Origin of the sequence: Bilifractor sp. HCP3S3_D3, assembly GCF_052063915.1 — a bacterium.
In the GTDB taxonomy this organism is placed as follows: domain Bacteria; phylum Bacillota; class Clostridia; order Lachnospirales; family Lachnospiraceae; genus Bilifractor.
In genome coordinates this window covers 1-17,906 of record NZ_JBQHWP010000020.1, presented here as the reverse complement: position 1 = coordinate 17,906, position 17,906 = coordinate 1, and the positions used below count along the sequence as shown (strand labels likewise).

The 17,906-nt window shown below is 49.7% G+C and carries 10 protein-coding genes; 6 read left to right on the top strand and 4 right to left on the bottom strand.

The window, feature by feature from the left end; translation table 11 throughout:
• Positions 1-176: 176 nt before the first annotated feature.
• The 3 genes from ACTNDI_RS11440 to ACTNDI_RS11430 form a co-directional block, all read right to left on the bottom strand.
• Entirely contained in the window at positions 177-2,708 is a 2,532-nt protein-coding gene (locus ACTNDI_RS11440; RefSeq protein WP_441101109.1) for an S-layer homology domain-containing protein, read from the bottom strand.
• 373 nt (positions 2,709-3,081) lie between these two features.
• A complete protein-coding gene (locus ACTNDI_RS11435) occupies positions 3,082-6,579 on the bottom strand; it encodes an EAL domain-containing protein (protein ID WP_441101108.1) in 3,498 nt (1,165 codons plus the stop codon).
• A gap of 321 nt (positions 6,580-6,900) precedes the next feature.
• Positions 6,901-8,046: a tyrosine-type recombinase/integrase gene (locus ACTNDI_RS11430; protein ID WP_441101107.1), complete on the bottom strand. Its 1,146-nt coding sequence runs from the start codon at positions 8,044-8,046 to the stop codon at positions 6,901-6,903.
• A gap of 226 nt (positions 8,047-8,272) precedes the next feature.
• On the opposite strand from ACTNDI_RS11430, the gene ACTNDI_RS11425 reads away from it, so the two are divergent.
• Both ACTNDI_RS11425 and ACTNDI_RS11420 read left to right on the top strand, forming a co-directional pair.
• Complete coding sequence (locus tag ACTNDI_RS11425) at positions 8,273-8,422, top strand: hypothetical protein (RefSeq protein ID WP_441101106.1); 150 nt, start codon at positions 8,273-8,275, stop codon at positions 8,420-8,422.
• Between the two features lie 257 nt (positions 8,423-8,679).
• Complete coding sequence (locus ACTNDI_RS11420) at positions 8,680-10,215, top strand: lipopolysaccharide biosynthesis protein (protein ID WP_441101105.1); 1,536 nt, start codon at positions 8,680-8,682, stop codon at positions 10,213-10,215.
• Between the two features lie 275 nt (positions 10,216-10,490).
• Here ACTNDI_RS11420 and wecB read toward each other — a convergent pair whose 3' ends face one another.
• Positions 10,491-11,591: a non-hydrolyzing UDP-N-acetylglucosamine 2-epimerase gene (wecB, locus tag ACTNDI_RS11415; protein WP_441101104.1), complete on the bottom strand. Its 1,101-nt coding sequence runs from the start codon at positions 11,589-11,591 to the stop codon at positions 10,491-10,493.
• A gap of 371 nt (positions 11,592-11,962) precedes the next feature.
• On the opposite strand from wecB, the gene ACTNDI_RS11410 reads away from it, so the two are divergent.
• The 4 genes from ACTNDI_RS11410 to tnpA all read left to right on the top strand — a co-directional run.
• Complete coding sequence (locus ACTNDI_RS11410) at positions 11,963-13,420, top strand: NlpC/P60 family protein (protein ID WP_441101103.1); 1,458 nt, start codon at positions 11,963-11,965, stop codon at positions 13,418-13,420.
• A 388-nt stretch (positions 13,421-13,808) separates the two neighbouring features.
• On the top strand, positions 13,809-15,092 hold the full coding sequence (locus tag ACTNDI_RS11405) for an ABC transporter substrate-binding protein (protein ID WP_441101102.1): 1,284 nt from the start codon (positions 13,809-13,811) through the stop codon (positions 15,090-15,092).
• Between the two features lie 428 nt (positions 15,093-15,520).
• On the top strand, positions 15,521-17,017 hold the full coding sequence (locus ACTNDI_RS11400) for a S1C family serine protease (protein WP_441101101.1): 1,497 nt from the start codon (positions 15,521-15,523) through the stop codon (positions 17,015-17,017).
• A 675-nt stretch (positions 17,018-17,692) separates the two neighbouring features.
• Positions 17,693-17,906: IS200/IS605 family transposase (tnpA, locus tag ACTNDI_RS11395; protein WP_441101100.1), on the top strand; the 214-nt coding region annotated here is incomplete at its 3' end.

Sequence of the window (17,906 nt, the reverse complement as noted above, 5' to 3'; positions counted from 1 at the left end):
AGTTATGGCATAATCTAAAAGACGCGGACAAGTAATATTCATTGCTTGTCCGCGTTTCTGTCTGCACCAGACGGCGCATATAAAACGGATGCCAGATCATCCCTTATAGAATGATCTGGCACCCATCAACTAAGCTTCATACTATTAGTAATTAGCTAAATCTCTGATCCAGAAGATTACTTCTGAAGAAGATTATCCTCTCTATCGCCCTTTGTGTGCATTACTGCTCTGTAGATGAAGCTTACACCCTCTGCTCTTGTGCAGGTCTTGTCCGGTCTGAATGTTCCATCTGCATATCCTGCAACAACACCATTCTCAGCGCCCCATGCAACTGCTGATGCATAGTACTTGCTGCTCAGTACATCATTGAAGTCAGACTTTCCGCTCTCATCATCTGTCTTTCCGACAGCCTGAGAATATCTGTACAGGAAGCTGATCATCTCTGCTCTGGTAACAGCTTTCTTCGGGCTGAATGTGGTATCACTTGTACCAAATGTGATGCCCTTTGATGTTGCCCATGCAACTGCCTTAGCATAGTAATCGCTATCCTTTACATCTTTGAATTTGGTAGTTGTGCTAACTGCCGGTGAACCAGCATATCTGTACAGCCAGGTAATCATATCGCCTCTGCTTACAGTACTGGACGGGCTGAATGTGGTAGTCGTTGTACCTGCGGTAACTTTAGCATCCTTTGCCCAGTAAACAGGAGTGAAGTAATATGCAGTCGGATCCACTACATCAACGAATCCGTTATAATCTTCTGTCACGTAGATTGTGACGGAATCATTGATCTTCGGATTTGTTTCGCTTGTAGCAGTGATTACTGCCTTTCCACCCTTGACAGCAGTAACTGTACCGTTCTCATCGACCGTTGCAACAGAAGGATCGCTGGAGGTCCAGACAATATCATTTGCTGTAGCCGGCTTTGTATAAAGCATCGGTCTTATAGACTCAGCAATCTTCAGATCTGCTCCGTCTGTCGTAGACAGTTTTCCATCATATCCTCTTACAATATGGAGGGTACGTGCGTTTGCAAGCTCAATATCCGTTGCAGCGACGGTGTTAAGCTTCGGAATAGTAACAGTAAATGAAACATCTTTTGTTACATACTGCTCATCCGGTGTCATTGTACCGTCATAAGTAGCATACCAAGGATTATCTACCCGTACAGTTGCGTTAACTTTGATGCTTCCGGCTGCTTTTGTGGTGGGTTCTACATAATCACTGTAGGTAGCTTTATGAGCTCCATCCCAATCATACTCAACATTATCATCAGAAAGCGGTGAATGGTTATAAGCATCATTAACCAGTTTCTGGCCAGCCTTGTCATAAAGTGCGTATGCAAAATCATCTGCTGTAACACCGCCAAGAGTGTCATCCGCTTTGCTCTCTGTTGTCTTATCATCATACTCCGGAGCAGATGCATACTCAGAGAACGGAGTGCTACTCTGAATTCTCGAGATAAGATCTTTTGTCGTGTCGCCAGCATTAAAGAGTCTGGTCATTTCATCGGTCATTTCTGTGAGCTTCTCATCAGCGGTCTGCTTCAGAGTCAGATCAGCAGTGAATACCTGATCATCATTGTATCCGTCTTCCTTAAGCTGGAAGTCAACTGATACATGTCCGGTCACACCATGCTTTGCAGGCTTCTTGTTTGCTTCGCCGATCTTGATATCACCAGCAGAGATAGCGATGTGCTTCAGCTGTGCATAATCGTTGCTCTGCAGACCTGCCTGAGCAAGATAATCCACAAACTTATTTCCATTAAAGTTGTTTACATAGATGTCATCATCCGGTGAGCCAACGCCCTTGCCATTGATCAGCCAGAATCTGAGGTTATTGATGACGCCTGCAAGTTTCTCAGCATCAACATCATTTGCGAATGTAGTGCCAGGGTCCTCAAGATAATTCTTCACGGCAGCTGCAAATCTTGTAGTCAGATAATGAAGAGCACGATCTCTTGTAGCAGTATATTTATGGGTATCTTTCTTTCCATCTGCAGAAATCGTGATATCAGAAGTAAATGTCATGGTATTGTTCTTATCGTCATTAACCGGTGCAGAAGTATTCGCAGCGCTAACAACTTTAATCGAACCATTTTTATATTCTGCAATCTCATAATGATCAAGTGCAGCCTGAGCCATGGAAACCATTGTCACATCTTTGATTTCATCGCCAGGTTTGCCTTCAACGGTTTCATCCGTTGCAGCAAACGGCTTTACTTCATCAAAATATTTCTGAATGAAATGCTCTGCAAGTGCAATTTTCTCGTCCGCAGTATAAGCATTCTCATCCAACACGAAGTTATAGGTCGTAGTCTTCTGGGAATCCGGAGTAGCACTATTTTTTGGGTTGCTCAGGGTTACGGTTCCTGTGATGGTACCGTAGTTATGATAATCTGTGTGCTGACCATCATCATAATAGCCGGAAGGAGTTGCACTCGTAATGCTAGCCTGTACATTGTAGCCAGAGAATGCTGCTGCAACTGCTGTCTTAATAGCATCTGCAGTAGTCGCAGAAGTAACGCCTGTCATTCCATCAAGCGCAGACTGAACGGTAGCACCTACTCCGAGATGATCATTCGCACTTGCAACAGTAACTGTTGAAGCAGCCAGCGCTGGAGTTGCCATAGCCGGTACGGCACCAAATGTCATGGATGCGGCAAGAGCCGTAACAGCCATACGCTTTAAGAATTTGTTTCTTGCCATTTGTTATTCCTCCTAACCTAAGTTAAAATAATATAATGTAGCATGAAGTATGCTCTTTACATGAGAATGCTTTGTCTGTTCCGGCAATTCTGGGCGTTTGGGATGGGGAGAGGGGAAATCTGACACACTATTGACACGGCATTTCTGTGATTCTGTTGATATGGTGAGATTCGAAAGAAAAGATGAACGTAACGATAAAGGTAAAGAAAAATAAAAACAGGAAGATATGAATAGAGGAAAGAAAAAATAAGAACGCAAAAAGAAGGGCTCTGTGATCTGCACGCTTTATTTCATGTGTGCAGTCACGGAGCCTTTACAGGAGGTCGGCTTCGCCGTTCGCTTGTGTTTTGGGTTGCCGACAAAGGTTTCGCTGTTATTTGTGGTTTTGGTTTTGGGCGCCGACAGAATTTCTGCCTTTATGGATCCTTGCCTTGTTCCTGTACATCGCGGCGTCTGCGCGGCTGAGGAGCGGATCGATGCTGCCTACGGGTCCGTTGTGGACGTAGAATCCGATGGCGATGTCGATTCCGGAGGCGCTCATGACAGATTTGATTTCGGAAAGATATTCTCTGGCCTGCTCCTCGTTCATGTCTTCGCGGATCACGAGGAATTCATCACCTCCCATGCGAAAGGTGTGGTCGCGGTCAGAGTAGTTGATCAGAACCTCGGCGGCACTTTGAATCAGTATGTCTCCGGCGTGGTGGCCATTGGTGTCGTTTGTCTGTTTGAGATTGTTGATGTCAGCGGAGAACAGGGCGAGATAACCGGTTCCGTTATAAGCAGACATATATTCGTCAAGGCCTCTTCGGTTGAGCGCTCCGGAGAGAGTATCGCGCCTGCCCTGCTCCTCGATTTCCGTCATGTTGTTGCGGCTTCGGATCATAGAGGACAGAAAGCTCGTGAGGGTGGACAGAACCAGACTTGCGGTCCGGAAGGTCTTGTCGGAGGAGTTGATCACCATTGTGAAGCCGATCGGCTGCTCCGCGATGGACAGCTGGCCCGATACGATGTTCCGGATATGGGGGATCGGAAGGCGGAAGTCCGGATGTTCCCGTTGGAACGTTGAATAATCCGGAATCTTGGCGACCTGCTGGGTGCGGAAAATCGTATATAAAGCCTCCAGATCTCCGTCCGGAAGATTGGCAAGCCTGTCTTTCAGCGGGGTCAGGTTCCTTCTGTGCCACTCATAGGTGCAGGAGACTGTGCTGCCGTCCCGGTTTTCGAAGATCAGAAAACGGTTGGCACCGAGGTTTTCCGCGATTACGGCCATGGTTTTCTGAATTCCGACAGACGGATCCGGCTCTTCCAGTCCGACCATGATTGCGTCATTGGCATTGGATTCATAGAAGAGAAGGCTGTTCTGTTCTGCCAGCTGTTGTCTGCCGGCTCTGTCGGGGAGCTTTGTGAGTCCAAAACTTTTCAAAAAAGCGGGAAGCAGCCAGCTGCGGTTGAGATGGCGCTCCCATATATCTTCCCGTTCCACGAGCAGGATATCCTTTGAGGCAGATTTTGGCAGGACAAGTGCGCAGAAAACCGTCCAGTGCCAGGACCTGTCTTCGCGTCTGACGCGGAACAGGTCGGAAGCCTCTGATCGACCCGATTGTTCTGCGTGCAGATAGAGGAGGTCCGCACTGATAAAACTCAGGAACCGTTCGCTGTCTTCTGGGTGGATCAGTTTCGCGGCAGATGTCCGGAAAGTAGAGCGGATATCCTGAAAAATCTGACCTGTCTGCACCCGGGGATGCGTGCAGCTGATCACTTCGATCTGGTCGTTCTTCATGTCCAGATAGTACAGCGCGTCATAGAGGAGCGTGAGGTTACGAATGAGATTGTCCATCCGCTGGGCTTTGGTCATTTCATGCACGGGCTGTATATTTTTGAGTGACAATCTGGCGAGCCAGTTATCAGAGCTGCCGGCAATCCGTATCGCGCTGATCTGCATATATTGTCCATCATCGACATAGGTCATGGTGTCGGCGTGTTCCTTGAAGACCTTCTCCATGAAGGACAGATATTTGAATTTCATCGGATAGCTTGAGAGACTCAGGTTGTGATTGGCGTCCTTCAGGGTATGAGTGCCCACGGTGCCGAGTTCGTGAAGATAGGCCTGGTTTGCTGTCAGCAGGGTAAGATGTCCAGGGGTGCAGCGGACGATTGCGACCGGGCTGGTACAGGCGACATCGATCAGATCGGCGGCGTTGTACATCTGATGTTCGTCAGATGTTTCCGCAAACAGGTTCTTGCCGCGGCAGGAAGCGAGTGTTTCCTTGTAGGGAAGCGGGCGTCCGAAGTAAAATCCCTGAATTTTTCCGCAGCCGATCTCGCGAAGAAACTGCAGCTGTTCTTCGTTTTCGACGCCTTCTGCGAGGGTGTACATGCCGAGCGCTTTTGCCATGGTCACAATGCTGGTGATGATCTTGCGGCTCTTGTCGTCGAAGTTCCGGAAAAATTCCATGTCAATCTTGAGTTCGTCGAAGGAAAAATTGTGCAGAGTGTTCAAGGAGGAGTAATCGCTCCCGAAATCATCGAGCCATACCTCATATCCTGCGTCGTGAAATTTCTGAATGATGGTTTTCAAGGTCTGGCGCTTCCACACCATGACAGATTCGGTGATCTCGACATGGAAAAAGTCTCTGGAAAGATGGTATGCCGCAACGGTGCTCTCGAGAACCTCCAGAGGATCCATCAGATCGAAGTCAAGCTTGGAGAGGTTGACGGACACCGGAACGACGGGAAGCCCGCCTGCCAGGCGCTCGTGCATGAGCCGTCCGCTTTCCCGGATGATATGGGCGTCCAGACGGTCAATCAGGCGCGCTTCTTCCAGAATAGGGATAAAGATATCGGGGCCCAGAAGTCCCCTCTCCGGATCTTCCCAGCGCGCCAGAGCTTCAAAACCGCAGAGCTTCCCGGAGAGTGTGCGGACAACCGGCTGATAGTAGATACGAATATCACCGTTCTCCAGGGCATCATCGATGTGCTGGATGACAAAGAGCCGGTTCTCCAGCCGTTTTCCCATATCATTGGTGTAAATGGCGCAGGATTTCGTGACATCTGTCTTTATGGACAAGTTGGCGATTTTGGCCCGGTCAAAGGCATTCATCAGCCAGGTGCGGTCCGCATCCTCCGGCGTGTATACAATTCCACACTTCAGGAGAATGTTCCGGTTGTTGGTGTAGGAATCGATCTTTTCGCAGACAGATTCCAGCTGTTCGATAAGGCCGTCTTTGCTGAGCACCGCGGCAAAGGCATCTGCGGACAGATGACCGAGAAGCTGTCCGTGGAAGGTATCGATCAATGTGTCCGAGACCTTGCGCAGAAGCCGGTCTCCGGCGTGGATGCCGTAGCTGCGGTTGTATTCGCGAAAATTGGTGATATTGAAGTATACCGGACAGAATTCTGTCAGAATGTTGTCCTGCCTGTTCTTGTCCAAAAGATCCAGTGCCGCCTTGTAGAAATCATTTCTTCCGAGCAGACCGGTCAGGCCGTCGGATTTGAGGACGTGAGCCAGCTTGTCCGAGGAGAGGATTTGGAGCAGGTATACCGGAGTACCATCCAGGGTGAGGCGCTGAAGGAAGGCTTCCGCCATCTGGAAATGGCCTCCCATCGTTCGCAGGGTATAGAAAAAGGAAGAACTTTTCTGTACCTGTCCGAGAATGATCGCCAGGGGAGGCGTTTTGACTTCATCATCTGCTTTCATGCCGCGGAAGGTTCCTCCGGTCAGGCGGAGAAAGCTGTCCTCGTCGGGACACTGGTATAGACTCAGGATTCCGGTATTTACGAACAGGATCGTTTCCGCGTCATCCGCCGTAATCAGGCAGATTCCGAGATCGAGCTTGTCATAGAATGAATGGTATTCCTGTTTATTGAACATAATAAAATCCTCATACCTGTTGCCTTCGAAATCGCAGCCGGTCTCTTACACACTACCGGTTGCCTTCGAAGGCGCAGCCAGTCTCTTGCGTACGCTTCACGCCAGGCGGCCCGGCTGTGTTTTCGAAGAACTGTTTCGTTTTTTTGCACGGTATAAGCTGCGGATTGCTCCGTGCTTCGCGCGTGACGAGGCTGACTATGTTTTCAAATTGCTTATACACTGTTAATATATATTATCACTTTACCGCTTTTTCGTACTCTCATCAAGATTATTTCGCGGTGTTGCTGTTCCGGCAGGGCTTTTGCAGCCCTGCCGATTGTATCAGGAGACCTGAAAGATTCGCTGAAGCTCCTCCCGTTCGGTGTCGATGCCGATGTGGGTGTAGATGTCCATGGTGATGCGGATGGAGGAGTGGCCGAGAATGGTGGACAAGGTCTTCATCTGCATTCCCTTTCTGGTGCAGTTGGTGGCGAAGGTGTGGCGGAAGGAGTGGAAGGTGTAGCGCTTTCCGGGGTCGAGCCATCCGTCCCGGCGCATGTCGTCGATGATTTTCCGCATGCTTTTGTCGATGTCTGAGGCATAGATGGGTTTACCGGTTCCGGTCAGGAAACAGAGATCTTCGAATCCTTCGGGAACGGCGTATCCGGGGCGTGTCTTGCGCTGGGTTTGTGAAGTGTCGTATTGCTGCCGGAGGATGCGGGTGCATTCCGGAAGGAGCGGAATCACGCGTCTGCTGGTCTCGCTTTTGGGAGAATCCAGGTAGAAGCCTTTGCCGGAACTGTAGGAGAGTGTGTGGCGCACGCATATGGTTTCCTGTTCGAAGTCAATGTCTTTCCACTGGAGCCCGAGAATTTCTCCGATACGGAAACCGGTCAGAATCGAGAGGCGGTATATGTTCTGATAGCGGGAGGATTCGGAGCGGCGGATGAACTCGGCGAGCTCCGCCTCGGTGAAGGCGGATTTCCGGAGAAGAGCTGTCTTGCACGCGGGCATGTGAACCAGATTCATGGGATTGACGCGGATGATCTGATGCTTGCAGGCGGTTGCGAAGAGGTCGGCGAGCATAGAGCGCACGGAGTTGACGCTTGCTGCGGTGAGGCCTTTCTCGCTGACCCGGTTCAGGAGATCCTGAAGGAGTTCCGGCGTGATCTTCCGGATTCGCATGCGTCCGAGTTCTTTTTGAATATGGCAGGAATACATCTGCCGGTATTTGATCCGAGTGCTTTCTTTGATGGAGGCCTTGAAGGTTTCGAGCCAGATAGCAAACCATTGATCCATTGTTTGGCTTCCTTCTCTGCCATAGATTCCATTTTCCACCCGGTACCGTGCGTCGAGAAGCCCCTTCTCGGCATCTGCCAGACGTGCCGCGTAGCCGCAGTAGGTGTGCCGGTTATAGGAAAAACGCCACATGTAACGTCCGTCTTTGCGGTAGGTGATTCCCTTCGGTAATTTTTTCTGATTTGTCATGACTGTGTCCTGTCCTTTCTTTAGTTTTTTTCGATCAGAAGCTGTAATTCAGAGTAGGACTGTTGGAAATCCGGAGCAGAGCACTGTGTCTGCAGAAATGATGTGTTCTTTGTCTATCATACCGCATCCCGAGTCCGGACCGCATGGAGAGGATTTGATTTTCAGAAGACTGGATGATTTTGAGCTGTTTGAGATATCCTGAGAGATTTCGGGAGGGCTGCTGACAGTGAGTGACAGGCAGCAGAAGACAGAGGAAGACAACGGAAGACAGAGGAAGACAAAGGAAGACAGAGGAAGACAAAGGAAGACAGCGGAAGACAAAGGAAGACAGCAGGAATTCTCGTTCTTCAGACCGAGGCAGCGTTCAATGACGTAAGAAGTGGAAAAAGTGGAATTTTGAAAATGTTACAGGAAATTTTCAAGGGATTCAGGGACGCAGTCTGACACAGATTCTGACACAGATTTCAGCACGGATCAGGGGCAGATTCCGGCGTGGATCAGGGAAGATTCCGGCGCGGATCAGGGGCAAATTGACATTTACCGGGCGTAAGGTTAAGATATACAGACAGTTTGAGATGGCAATTTCGCGGCAGCGCTGCCATCGGATGATGAATTGAATCATGGAGATTTATGATGGATCGTAAGAAGAATGCGGCGCGAAATGTGGGAACCTCGATTGCAGGGCAGCTCTTGAATAATCTGCTTCGTTTCGTTTGCCGCACGGTTTTTGTCTATACGCTGGGCAAGGAGTTTCTGGGTATTTCCAGCCTGTACACCAATATTCTGTCGCTGCTGAGCATCTCAGAGCTGGGATTTTCCTCGGCGGTCACCTTCAGCCTTTACAAGCCGCTTGCGGAGGATAATCAGCCGCTGATCTGCGCTTATATGAATTTTTACAGGAAGGCATACCGGGTCATCGGCTCGATTATTTTCTTCGCGGGGCTCTGTCTGCTTCCGTTTCTCCCGAATCTCATGACCGGGGTGACGGATAAGGTCAATATTTATGAATATTATCTTCTGTACCTGATACAGACCGTGGTGTCCTATCTCTTCTTCGCCTACAAGTCGACCCTGCTGGATGCGGATCAGAAGAAATATATCTCCGATATCGTGACGTATGTCTGTCAGATTTTGATGAACGTGGTTCAGATCGTGATCCTTGTGGTGTGGCGCTCTTTTCTGGCGTATACGATCACAAGTATCTTCAGCAACATCATGATCAATGCCGTGATTTCGGTGATTGTGGACCGGAAGTATCCGTATCTGCGCCGGAAGGTGCCGGCACTGGATGAGAAGGAGAAGAAGAACCTTTTCTCGCGGATTTACGCGATGGCGCTGTACAAGGTGAGCAACGCGGTCGGATCCGCGACGGACAACCTGATCATTTCTTCTTTCATCAGCGTTGTAATGGTCGGTATTTACAACAATTACTATCTGGTGATCCAGACGATCCAGACCATTCTGTCGGAGGCTTTCAACGCGATCACGGCGAGCCTCGGGAATAAATATGTACTGGACAGCAAGGAGCACAATGAATATACTTTCCGCTGTCTGAATCTATTGAATAATATGCTGGTGGCTGTCTGCGCGGTCTGCTTCATGGTACTGTTTCAGCCTTTTATTATTCTGTGGCTCGGCAGAGATTATCTGCTTGATCAGCCGGTGCTGATCATTATTGTTCTGAATTTCGCCACAAATTACATGCAGCTGACGACAAATATCTATCGGCAGGCAAGCGGCGTTTTCGTCCAGGGCAAATACCGGGCGGTGGCGAATGCTATCCTGAATCTGGTGACTTCGATTATTCTGGTGAAGCAGATTGGTCTGGTCGGTGTATTTCTCGGCTCCATCATCAGCCGCGTGCTGACAATTACCTGGTATGATCCGTGGCTTCTCTATACGAAGGGGTTCCGGAAGTCTCCGGTTTCGTTTTACCTGAACTATATCGTCTGTCTGGGTATCATCGCGGGATGTTCCTTCGTTATGCTTCGCATTCCGCTCGGCGTATCCGCGGAATCATGGGCTGGCTTTATCCTTCGCGGAATTCTGAGCATCGTGATCACTCTCGTGGTGTACTGGGTGGTTTACGGAAGAACGGAAGAGTATCATTATCTTACTGACCTGGTGCGGAAGACGGTGAAGCAGAAACTGAAAAAGACGCAGAAATGACAAACGCGTGTGTGCTGTTGAGTGAGCAGAGATGACGGACGCGTGTGCGCTATCGCGACGCTCGCCGCACACGAATACTTCGCATTCGGCTGCGGCTCACTGTTCGCGTAAATAAGAGAGGACCCGGCGCTAAAACGCCGGGCCCTCAAGGTTAGGGGAGAATACCCAGGAAGGTACAAGCTGCCTTGTACCCGTTGGGTGCAATATTGATACAGAAATGATTCGGATCATTTCTGCATGTTGCCTTTATTATTAAGAAATGCCAACCGCACACTCTATGTGAGAAAATCTGTCAGGATATCGGCGATGCGTTTGCTGGCATGTCCGTCTCCGTAGGGATTGGACGCAGTGCTCATGGCCTTGTATTCGTCCGGATCGGAGAGAAGACGGCTGAATTCCCGGTAAATGGTGTCTTCGTGTGTGCCGGTAAGCTTCAGAGTTCCGGCTTCGATGCCCTCTGGGCGCTCTGTCGTGTCGCGCATGACCAGTACCGGCTTTCCGAGAGACGGAGCCTCCTCCTGTATGCCGCCGGAATCGGTGAGGATCAGGTAGGATGCATTCATGAAGTTGTGGAAATCAAGCACATCGAGCGGCTCAATCAGGTGTATTCTGTCACAGCCGCCAAGAATCTCATCGGCAGCGGCGCGGACGACCGGATTCATATGGATCGGATAGATAGCCTTTACGTCGGGGTGCTCATGGATAACCCGCAGAATGGCGCGGAACATGTGGCGCATCGGTTCACCCAGATTCTCCCGCCGGTGAGCGGTGATCAGAATCAGCCGGGAGCCCTTTGCCCAGTCGAGCTCCGGATGAGAATATCCGGAATGGACAGTGGTCTGAAGAGCATCGATGGCGGTGTTGCCGGTTACATATATTTTGGAGGCATCCTTCTGTTCGTTGAGAAGATGCTGTTTTGCAAGCTCAGTAGGGGCAAAAAGGAGATCTGCGGAGATGTCGATTGCCTGACGATTGTATTCCTCCGGATAAGGGGAGAACAGATCATAGGTGCGAAGGCCGGCCTCTACATGGCCTGTCGGAATCCGCAGATAGAAGCAGGCTAGAGATGCGGCGAAAGCGGTGCTGGTATCTCCGTGAACCAGTACGATATCAGGCTTTTCTGTTTCGAGAACCGAACGAAAACGGTCAAGGATCGAGATTGTTATGTCGAATAAGGTCTGGCCCTGCTTCATGATGGAGAGGTCGTAATCAGGTGTTACATGAAAAATGGATAAAACCTGATCGAGCATTTCCCGATGCTGACCGGTGACGCAGACGATGGTTTGAAAATCACTGCGTGTCTTCAGCTCCTTGACGACCGGGCACATCTTGATCGCCTCCGGACGTGTACCGAAAACCAGCATGACTTTTTTCATATATAAAATCCTTTCGCTTGCTTTGGGCGGAAATCCATTACCTTCAGGTGGCTTACTGTATTTATAATATCCTTTCGCTTGCTTTAGGTGGAAATCCACTACCCTCAGATGACTTACTGGATTGACACTGTTTACGACAGGACAGTTAACTATATTATAGATCATTCCGAAAAATTTGTCACGAATAAATCCGGACGCGGAAGCCCGTATATTTCCCGTATACACATAGTTTGTAACAAAATTGTAAAAAATACGCATTACTCCGTTGCATTTTTTTGAGGCCTGTGATAATATTGTAAAAGATTACAGAATGTGTAACAAGAAGATTACAAAAATGCGCCTGAAGTTTTAAGCGCAGGGAGGTTATATTTTTGAAGGTCAGATTTAAGCGTTTACTTACAATTGGAGTTGCAGTCGCCATGCTTGGCGCACAGCCGTTGCCTGTAAGTGCGGATGATTTCGACACTCAGATTCAGAATGCGGATAACGCGATCAGTGATCTGCAGAATCAGCAGGCAGAGACGAATCAGAATCTTGCGGACATACAGAGCTCCATCTCCGATATGGAGGCTGACAAACAGCAGATCCTGAGCGAGATCGATGGATATGATCAGGAGATCGTCATCACGATGGCTTCCATCTCTTCCATGGATGATCAGATCGAGCAGAAGACCAAAGAGCTGGAACAGACGACAGCGGATCTGGAGAAGGCTGAGGAAGATCAGGATACACAGTATCAGGCCATGAAGAAGAGAATCCAGTACCTCTATGAGGAGGGCGGAGACAGTGGATGGGCGAGCGTCATGATCGGCAGTCTCAGCCTTTCGGAGGGTCTTGATAATGTAGACAATACAAAGTCCCTCTATAAGTACGACAGAGAGGAGCTGGAGGCATATACTGAGACCGTATCCAAGGTGAAGACCCTGAAGGCTCAGGAGACTGCTCAGAAATCTTCTCTGGAAGCTTCCAAGCAGGAGCTTGAGGGAGCAAAGGAAAATCTGGAAACGCTGAAGGCAGACGCAGAGGCGAGAGGAGAGGATGTCGATTCCCTGCTTTCGGATGCTCAGAGTAAGGCAGATGAGTATTACGCTCTGATTCAGGAGCAGAACGCGCAGATTTCCGAGCTGCAGTCCCAGAAGGAAGCTGCACAGAACGCGAAGGCTGAACAGGAAGCACAGCAGAAGGCAGCGGAAGAGGCTGCGGCGAAGCAGGCGGCGGCACAGCAGGCCGCAGCACAGCAGGCAGCTTCCCAGACAGCGAACACCTCCGCGGCGTCCAGCGGATCATCCGCGAATACCTCTGCGGGAGCTGACAGCTCTTCTACAGATACAGGCGCTGCAGATACCGGTACTGCAGACACAAGTACCACGACTACCACAGACACGAGTGCTGCGGACAGCAATACTTCCTATGACAGCAGTTCTTCTGCTTCATCTTCTGCTTCATCCGGTGCCTCCTCTTCGGCTTCGACAGTGAGCGGAGTAAGTGGTCAGGATGTTGTGAACTATGCGCTTCAGTTTGTGGGCAATCCTTATGTATGGGGCGGAACTTCACTGACAAACGGATGTGACTGCTCCGGATTTGTTCAGCAGGTATACGCACACTTCGGTATTTCGCTGAGCCGTACGACCTATACACAGGCGAATGAGGGCATTGCCGTATCTTACAGTGAGATGCAGCCCGGTGATGTTATCAACTACGGAAGCCATACCTCAATCTATATCGGAAACAACATGATCGTTCATGCGGCGGATGAGTCTCTCGGAATCATCACTCAGAGCAATCCGGCATTTGAGCCGATCGTTACCATTCGCAGAATGATCTATTAATCTCATTCATCACGCATCGTACTCTCTGGAGCATGAAGATCCATAGAGATGTCTATTTCGAGTGGAGTATTTATTAACAGCCAGACAGGCATTTGGTCCTGTCTGGCTGTTTTGCGGTGCCGATGGTAATGCGGCGCCGATCTGCTGCCCATACACATTGGCTATTTCTCTGCTGTCAGCTGTCCATCAGTTGTAATTCACCGACAATCCTTTATAATAAATAAGAAAAATACACGATTAGTCAAACCAATATGCCCCGCAAGCGGGGTGCGGCAAACTGCATAAAGCCAGCTGCTCTGTTGCTTCGCGACGCCCGCGGATGCCACAGGTGACCGGCTTCGTTAGTGTGTCGCGGCTTCCGCCTGTAGCAAAAGAAAGGATTTTATTTATGAAGAAGACAAACTTATTATGGAGACGATGGGTCCCGGTATTTCTGTCGGCGGTGATGCTGCTGTCCGGATGCGGTTCGGCTTCCGGGGACACTGTATCGGGAGTATCGGGAAGTGCAGCGGACAGCGTTGTTTCCGGGTCGGTGGTAAACTCACAAAGCAGTGATGCCGCTTCTGCAAAAGCGGCGGAGGCAGCAACCACACTGCAGACGGTAAGCGACCCGGACAACGCTCCGGACATAGACGGACTGACGTATACCGGCACCATGGAGCTTCAGTATGCGACCTGTTTTAACGTATATTATTATGAGGGCGGCTATAAGCTGATTTCCGTTCCAAAGAGCGGAGATTATCTTCTGGTGCCTGACGGAAAGGAAGCGCCGAAGGGACTGTCTGATGACATTACCGTAATCGGACAGCCGCAGAATATATATCTGGCGGCAACTTCTGCCATGTCTCTGTTCTGCGCGCTGGACAGTCTGGATGTTATTACTCTGTGCGGGATCAAGGCGGATGACTGGACGATTGACGAGGCCCGAAAGGCTATGGAAGACGGATCCATTATTTTTGCGGGAAAATACAATGAGCCGGATTATGAAACTATGGTAGAGAAAAACTGCGATCTTGCCATTGAATCGACGATGATTCTGCATAACCCGGAAGTGCAGGAGATGATTGAGAACATCGGTATTCCGGTGTTTATCGACCGATCGAGTTATGAACCCGAAGCGCTTGGCCGTACAGAATGGATCAAGCTTTACGGGGCAATGGTAAATAAAGAGGATGAAGCGTTTGCTCATTTTGCGGAGCAGACGAAGGTTATTTCGGATCTGGAGGGAGAGAAGAACACAGGAAAAACGGTGGCCTTCTTCTCGGTGGGAACAGATGGCACAGTGACTGTTCGTTCCGGCAATGATTATATCGCCAACATGATAAAGGAGGGCGGCGGTGACTATATTTTTGCGGATCTCGACAGCGGAGAGGACTCCAGTGTATCGGTCAGCCTTTCCATGGAAGAATTTTACAATAAAGCCAACCAGGCGGATTATCTGATTTACAACGGAGCCATCGAAAACGGGCTTGGATCGGTACAGGATCTGATCGACAAGAGCAATACCTTTGCCGATTTCAAGGCTGTCAGGGATGGAAATGTATGGCAGGTGGGAAAATCCATGTACCAGGCAACGGATACCGTCGGGCAGTTTATCACCGATGTCCATTTGATGCTGACGGGAGGCGACGAGTCGAAGATGACCTTCCTCTCCAAAGTAGCCTCACAGTGATCGTGAATGATCAGACCTTGCACTGTCCGGCGGTCATGAATGATCAGGCGTTATACTATCATCAGGGGATCCGGAATGATCTGCCCTGTAGGGCTCATATATTCTGAATCAGCCGAACCTGGACCGGGCAAACTGCCTAGAGCGGATCGGTGCGTTGCGGTCCGGGACAGTAAACGCACATATGGCAAGCATCACACTTTCATCACAATCTCATCAAAAATGAGACACAGAATTCACAAAATTAGATCACAGAGTTTCGATACTATATAAATCGTAAGGAAGATATACAGAACAAAAAATTCAACGCTGCAGGGCTTGATACGAAGCGGCTGAATATCGAATCCTATGAATATCGAAACGAAGAGATCGGGCAGGAATTCAAAAGCTCTGCGGACCAGGCGGCGGAGAATGGTGAAAGGGTGAATATTATGAGTGAATTCAATAACGGTTATTATGACAATAACAACAATAGCAATGGACAGAATGATTTTCAGCAGAATGGGAACGAGAATAAGAAGCTGAACCGGAGGGAACGCCGCAGGCTGGCAAGGGCGGCAAAGAAGAACGGGAGCGGACACAGATGGGGAACAGTAATCGCCAGCGCGCTTGTCTTTGGACTGATCGCCGGAACCGTGACCTATGGTGTAAATGCCGGAGCCTCGGCATTGAATACAACTTCTTCTTCAACCTCGGCATCGGCTGCGACACAGACCGCTACACTAACAAAGGCTTCGGATTCCGGCGAGAGCAGCACATCGTCATCCTCCTCTTCAAGTGGAGATCTGACTGTCTCGGAGGTGGCGGCAAAGGCGATGCCTTCCATGGTTACGATTTCAACCATGTCGGTAGAACAGATGCAGAGCTTCTTCGGCGGATCCCAGCAGTATGAGGTGGAAGGCGCAGGAACAGGTGTCATCGTCGGAATTACGGATGATGAGGTTCTGATTGCCACCAATAATCACGTTATCGACGGCGCGACGACGATTTCTGTAGGATTCTCCGATGATTCTGTTGTGGAAGGCCAGATCAAGGGCACGGATTCGGACAATGATCTCGCACTGGTAGCAGTCAAAAAGAGTGATCTGAGTGATGATACTCTCGGACAGATCAAGGCGATTACCATCGGCGATTCCGATGATGTACAGCTTGGCGATCAGGTTGTTGCCATCGGTAACGCTCTCGGATATGGACAGTCTGTAACCTCCGGATATGTGAGCGCCTTGAACCGTGATCTCAGCTTCTCGGACGGAAGCACGACGACGCAGTCAACCGGTCTGATTCAGACCGATGCCGCGATCAACGCGGGCAACTCCGGCGGTGCTCTTCTGAATATGAAGGGTGAGCTGATCGGTATCAATGAGGCGAAGAGCTCTTCCTCGAGCGGGGAAGCTTCCGTCGACAACATGGGATACGCAATCCCGACGGCAAAGGCGGAGTCGATTCTTGAAAAGCTCATGAATGAAACCACAAAGACGACCTACAGTGATGATAAGAGAGGATATCTCGGGGTTTCCACGGCGGATGTAACCGAACAGTACGCTGAGGTATACAGCATGCCGGAGGGCATCTGTCTGACGAGTGTCCCGGACGGAAGCCCGGCGGCAAAGGCAGGACTGCAGAAGGGGGACGTCATCACGGCGGTTGACGGAACATCCGTCTCCACAACAGACGATCTGACAACACAGCTGAGATATCATAAGTCTGGTGACACCGTGACCATCACCTATCAGAGATCGGACAACGGAAAGTATACCAAGGGTTCTGCCAAGGTTACTCTGGGAAGCAAGAGTGATGTGGAAGCTCTTACCGGAGATTCCGGATCGGGAAGCACGGGTAACTCCGGCAGCAGCTCCGATTCCGACAGCTCCGATAATTCCGGAAACGGCGGGTACAGCTATGGATTCGGATTCCCGTTCGGGGGCTGAATCATTTGATGCGGCATGTTTGATGCGGCATGAGGCCAAATAGAAAAAAGTTCCAGAAGCCTGCAGGGGCCTCTGGAACTTTTTTTACGCGAAAATGCTAACCGATGATTTTCAGACAAAGCCAATAATGCTAACCGATGGTTTTCAAACAGAGTCAATAATGCTAAAATGGGGGCACGGAGTGCGGAAGCTGCTCCGTGCTCATGCAGTAAACCGTCATGCCCCGCAGGCGGGGCACTACAATGTGCATAAGCGATGGATTGCTGCGTGCTTCGCACTCACGCAATCCAACAGGTGACCGACTTCGTCGGTCTGTCGCGGCGTTCGCCCCACCGCTTCACACTTTGTGTGAGCGGATGTGGCTCACTGCCCGCGCATATTCGGATTTCGCGCGTTCGCGCTTCATCCTCATACCTGTTGCCTTCGAAATCGCATCCAGTCTCTTACACACGCTTCGCGCGTGACGATCCTGTCTGCGTTTTCGAAGAGCTCATGCAGTAAAAATGCAATGGCGCATAGGATGAACGGGAGGCAGACGATGCCTTTCGGACACTATGGGTTAGTTTTTTACAAATAATTTAGCGAGAAAGCCCACGGTTTCAACCGTGGGATGATAGCGGCATAGCGCAAATTGTTTTGATTGAATATGTGTACAAAATATTGTATTATATACACATGAAGAATGAATATAAACAAACCAAAACAACCGTATCCTTGATTCACTATCACTTGGTGTTCTGTCCAAGATACCGTCGAAAGATCTTTAATATTCCAGGCCTAGAAGAACGTTTCAAGGCATTAACTTCTGCGGAATGTCAAAAACATCATATCGATATTCTTGCAATGGAATGTCACATTGACCACGTTCATATGTTTGTTAGCGTATATC

What these genes read in the sequence shown, in the direction of transcription:
- ACTNDI_RS11440 (WP_441101109.1), bottom strand. Translation starts at nt 2,708, where the DNA reads ATGGCAAGAAACAAATTCTTAAAGCGTATGGCTGTTACGGCTCTTGCC.
- ACTNDI_RS11435 (WP_441101108.1), bottom strand. Translation starts at nt 6,579, where the DNA reads ATGTTCAATAAACAGGAATACCATTCATTCTATGACAAGCTCGATCTC.
- ACTNDI_RS11430 (WP_441101107.1), bottom strand. Translation starts at nt 8,046, where the DNA reads ATGACAAATCAGAAAAAATTACCGAAGGGAATCACCTACCGCAAAGAC.
- ACTNDI_RS11420 (WP_441101105.1), top strand. Translation starts at nt 8,680, where the DNA reads ATGGATCGTAAGAAGAATGCGGCGCGAAATGTGGGAACCTCGATTGCA.
- wecB (WP_441101104.1), bottom strand. Translation starts at nt 11,591, where the DNA reads ATGAAAAAAGTCATGCTGGTTTTCGGTACACGTCCGGAGGCGATCAAG.
- ACTNDI_RS11405 (WP_441101102.1), top strand. Translation starts at nt 13,809, where the DNA reads ATGAAGAAGACAAACTTATTATGGAGACGATGGGTCCCGGTATTTCTG.
- ACTNDI_RS11400 (WP_441101101.1), top strand. Translation starts at nt 15,521, where the DNA reads ATGAGTGAATTCAATAACGGTTATTATGACAATAACAACAATAGCAAT.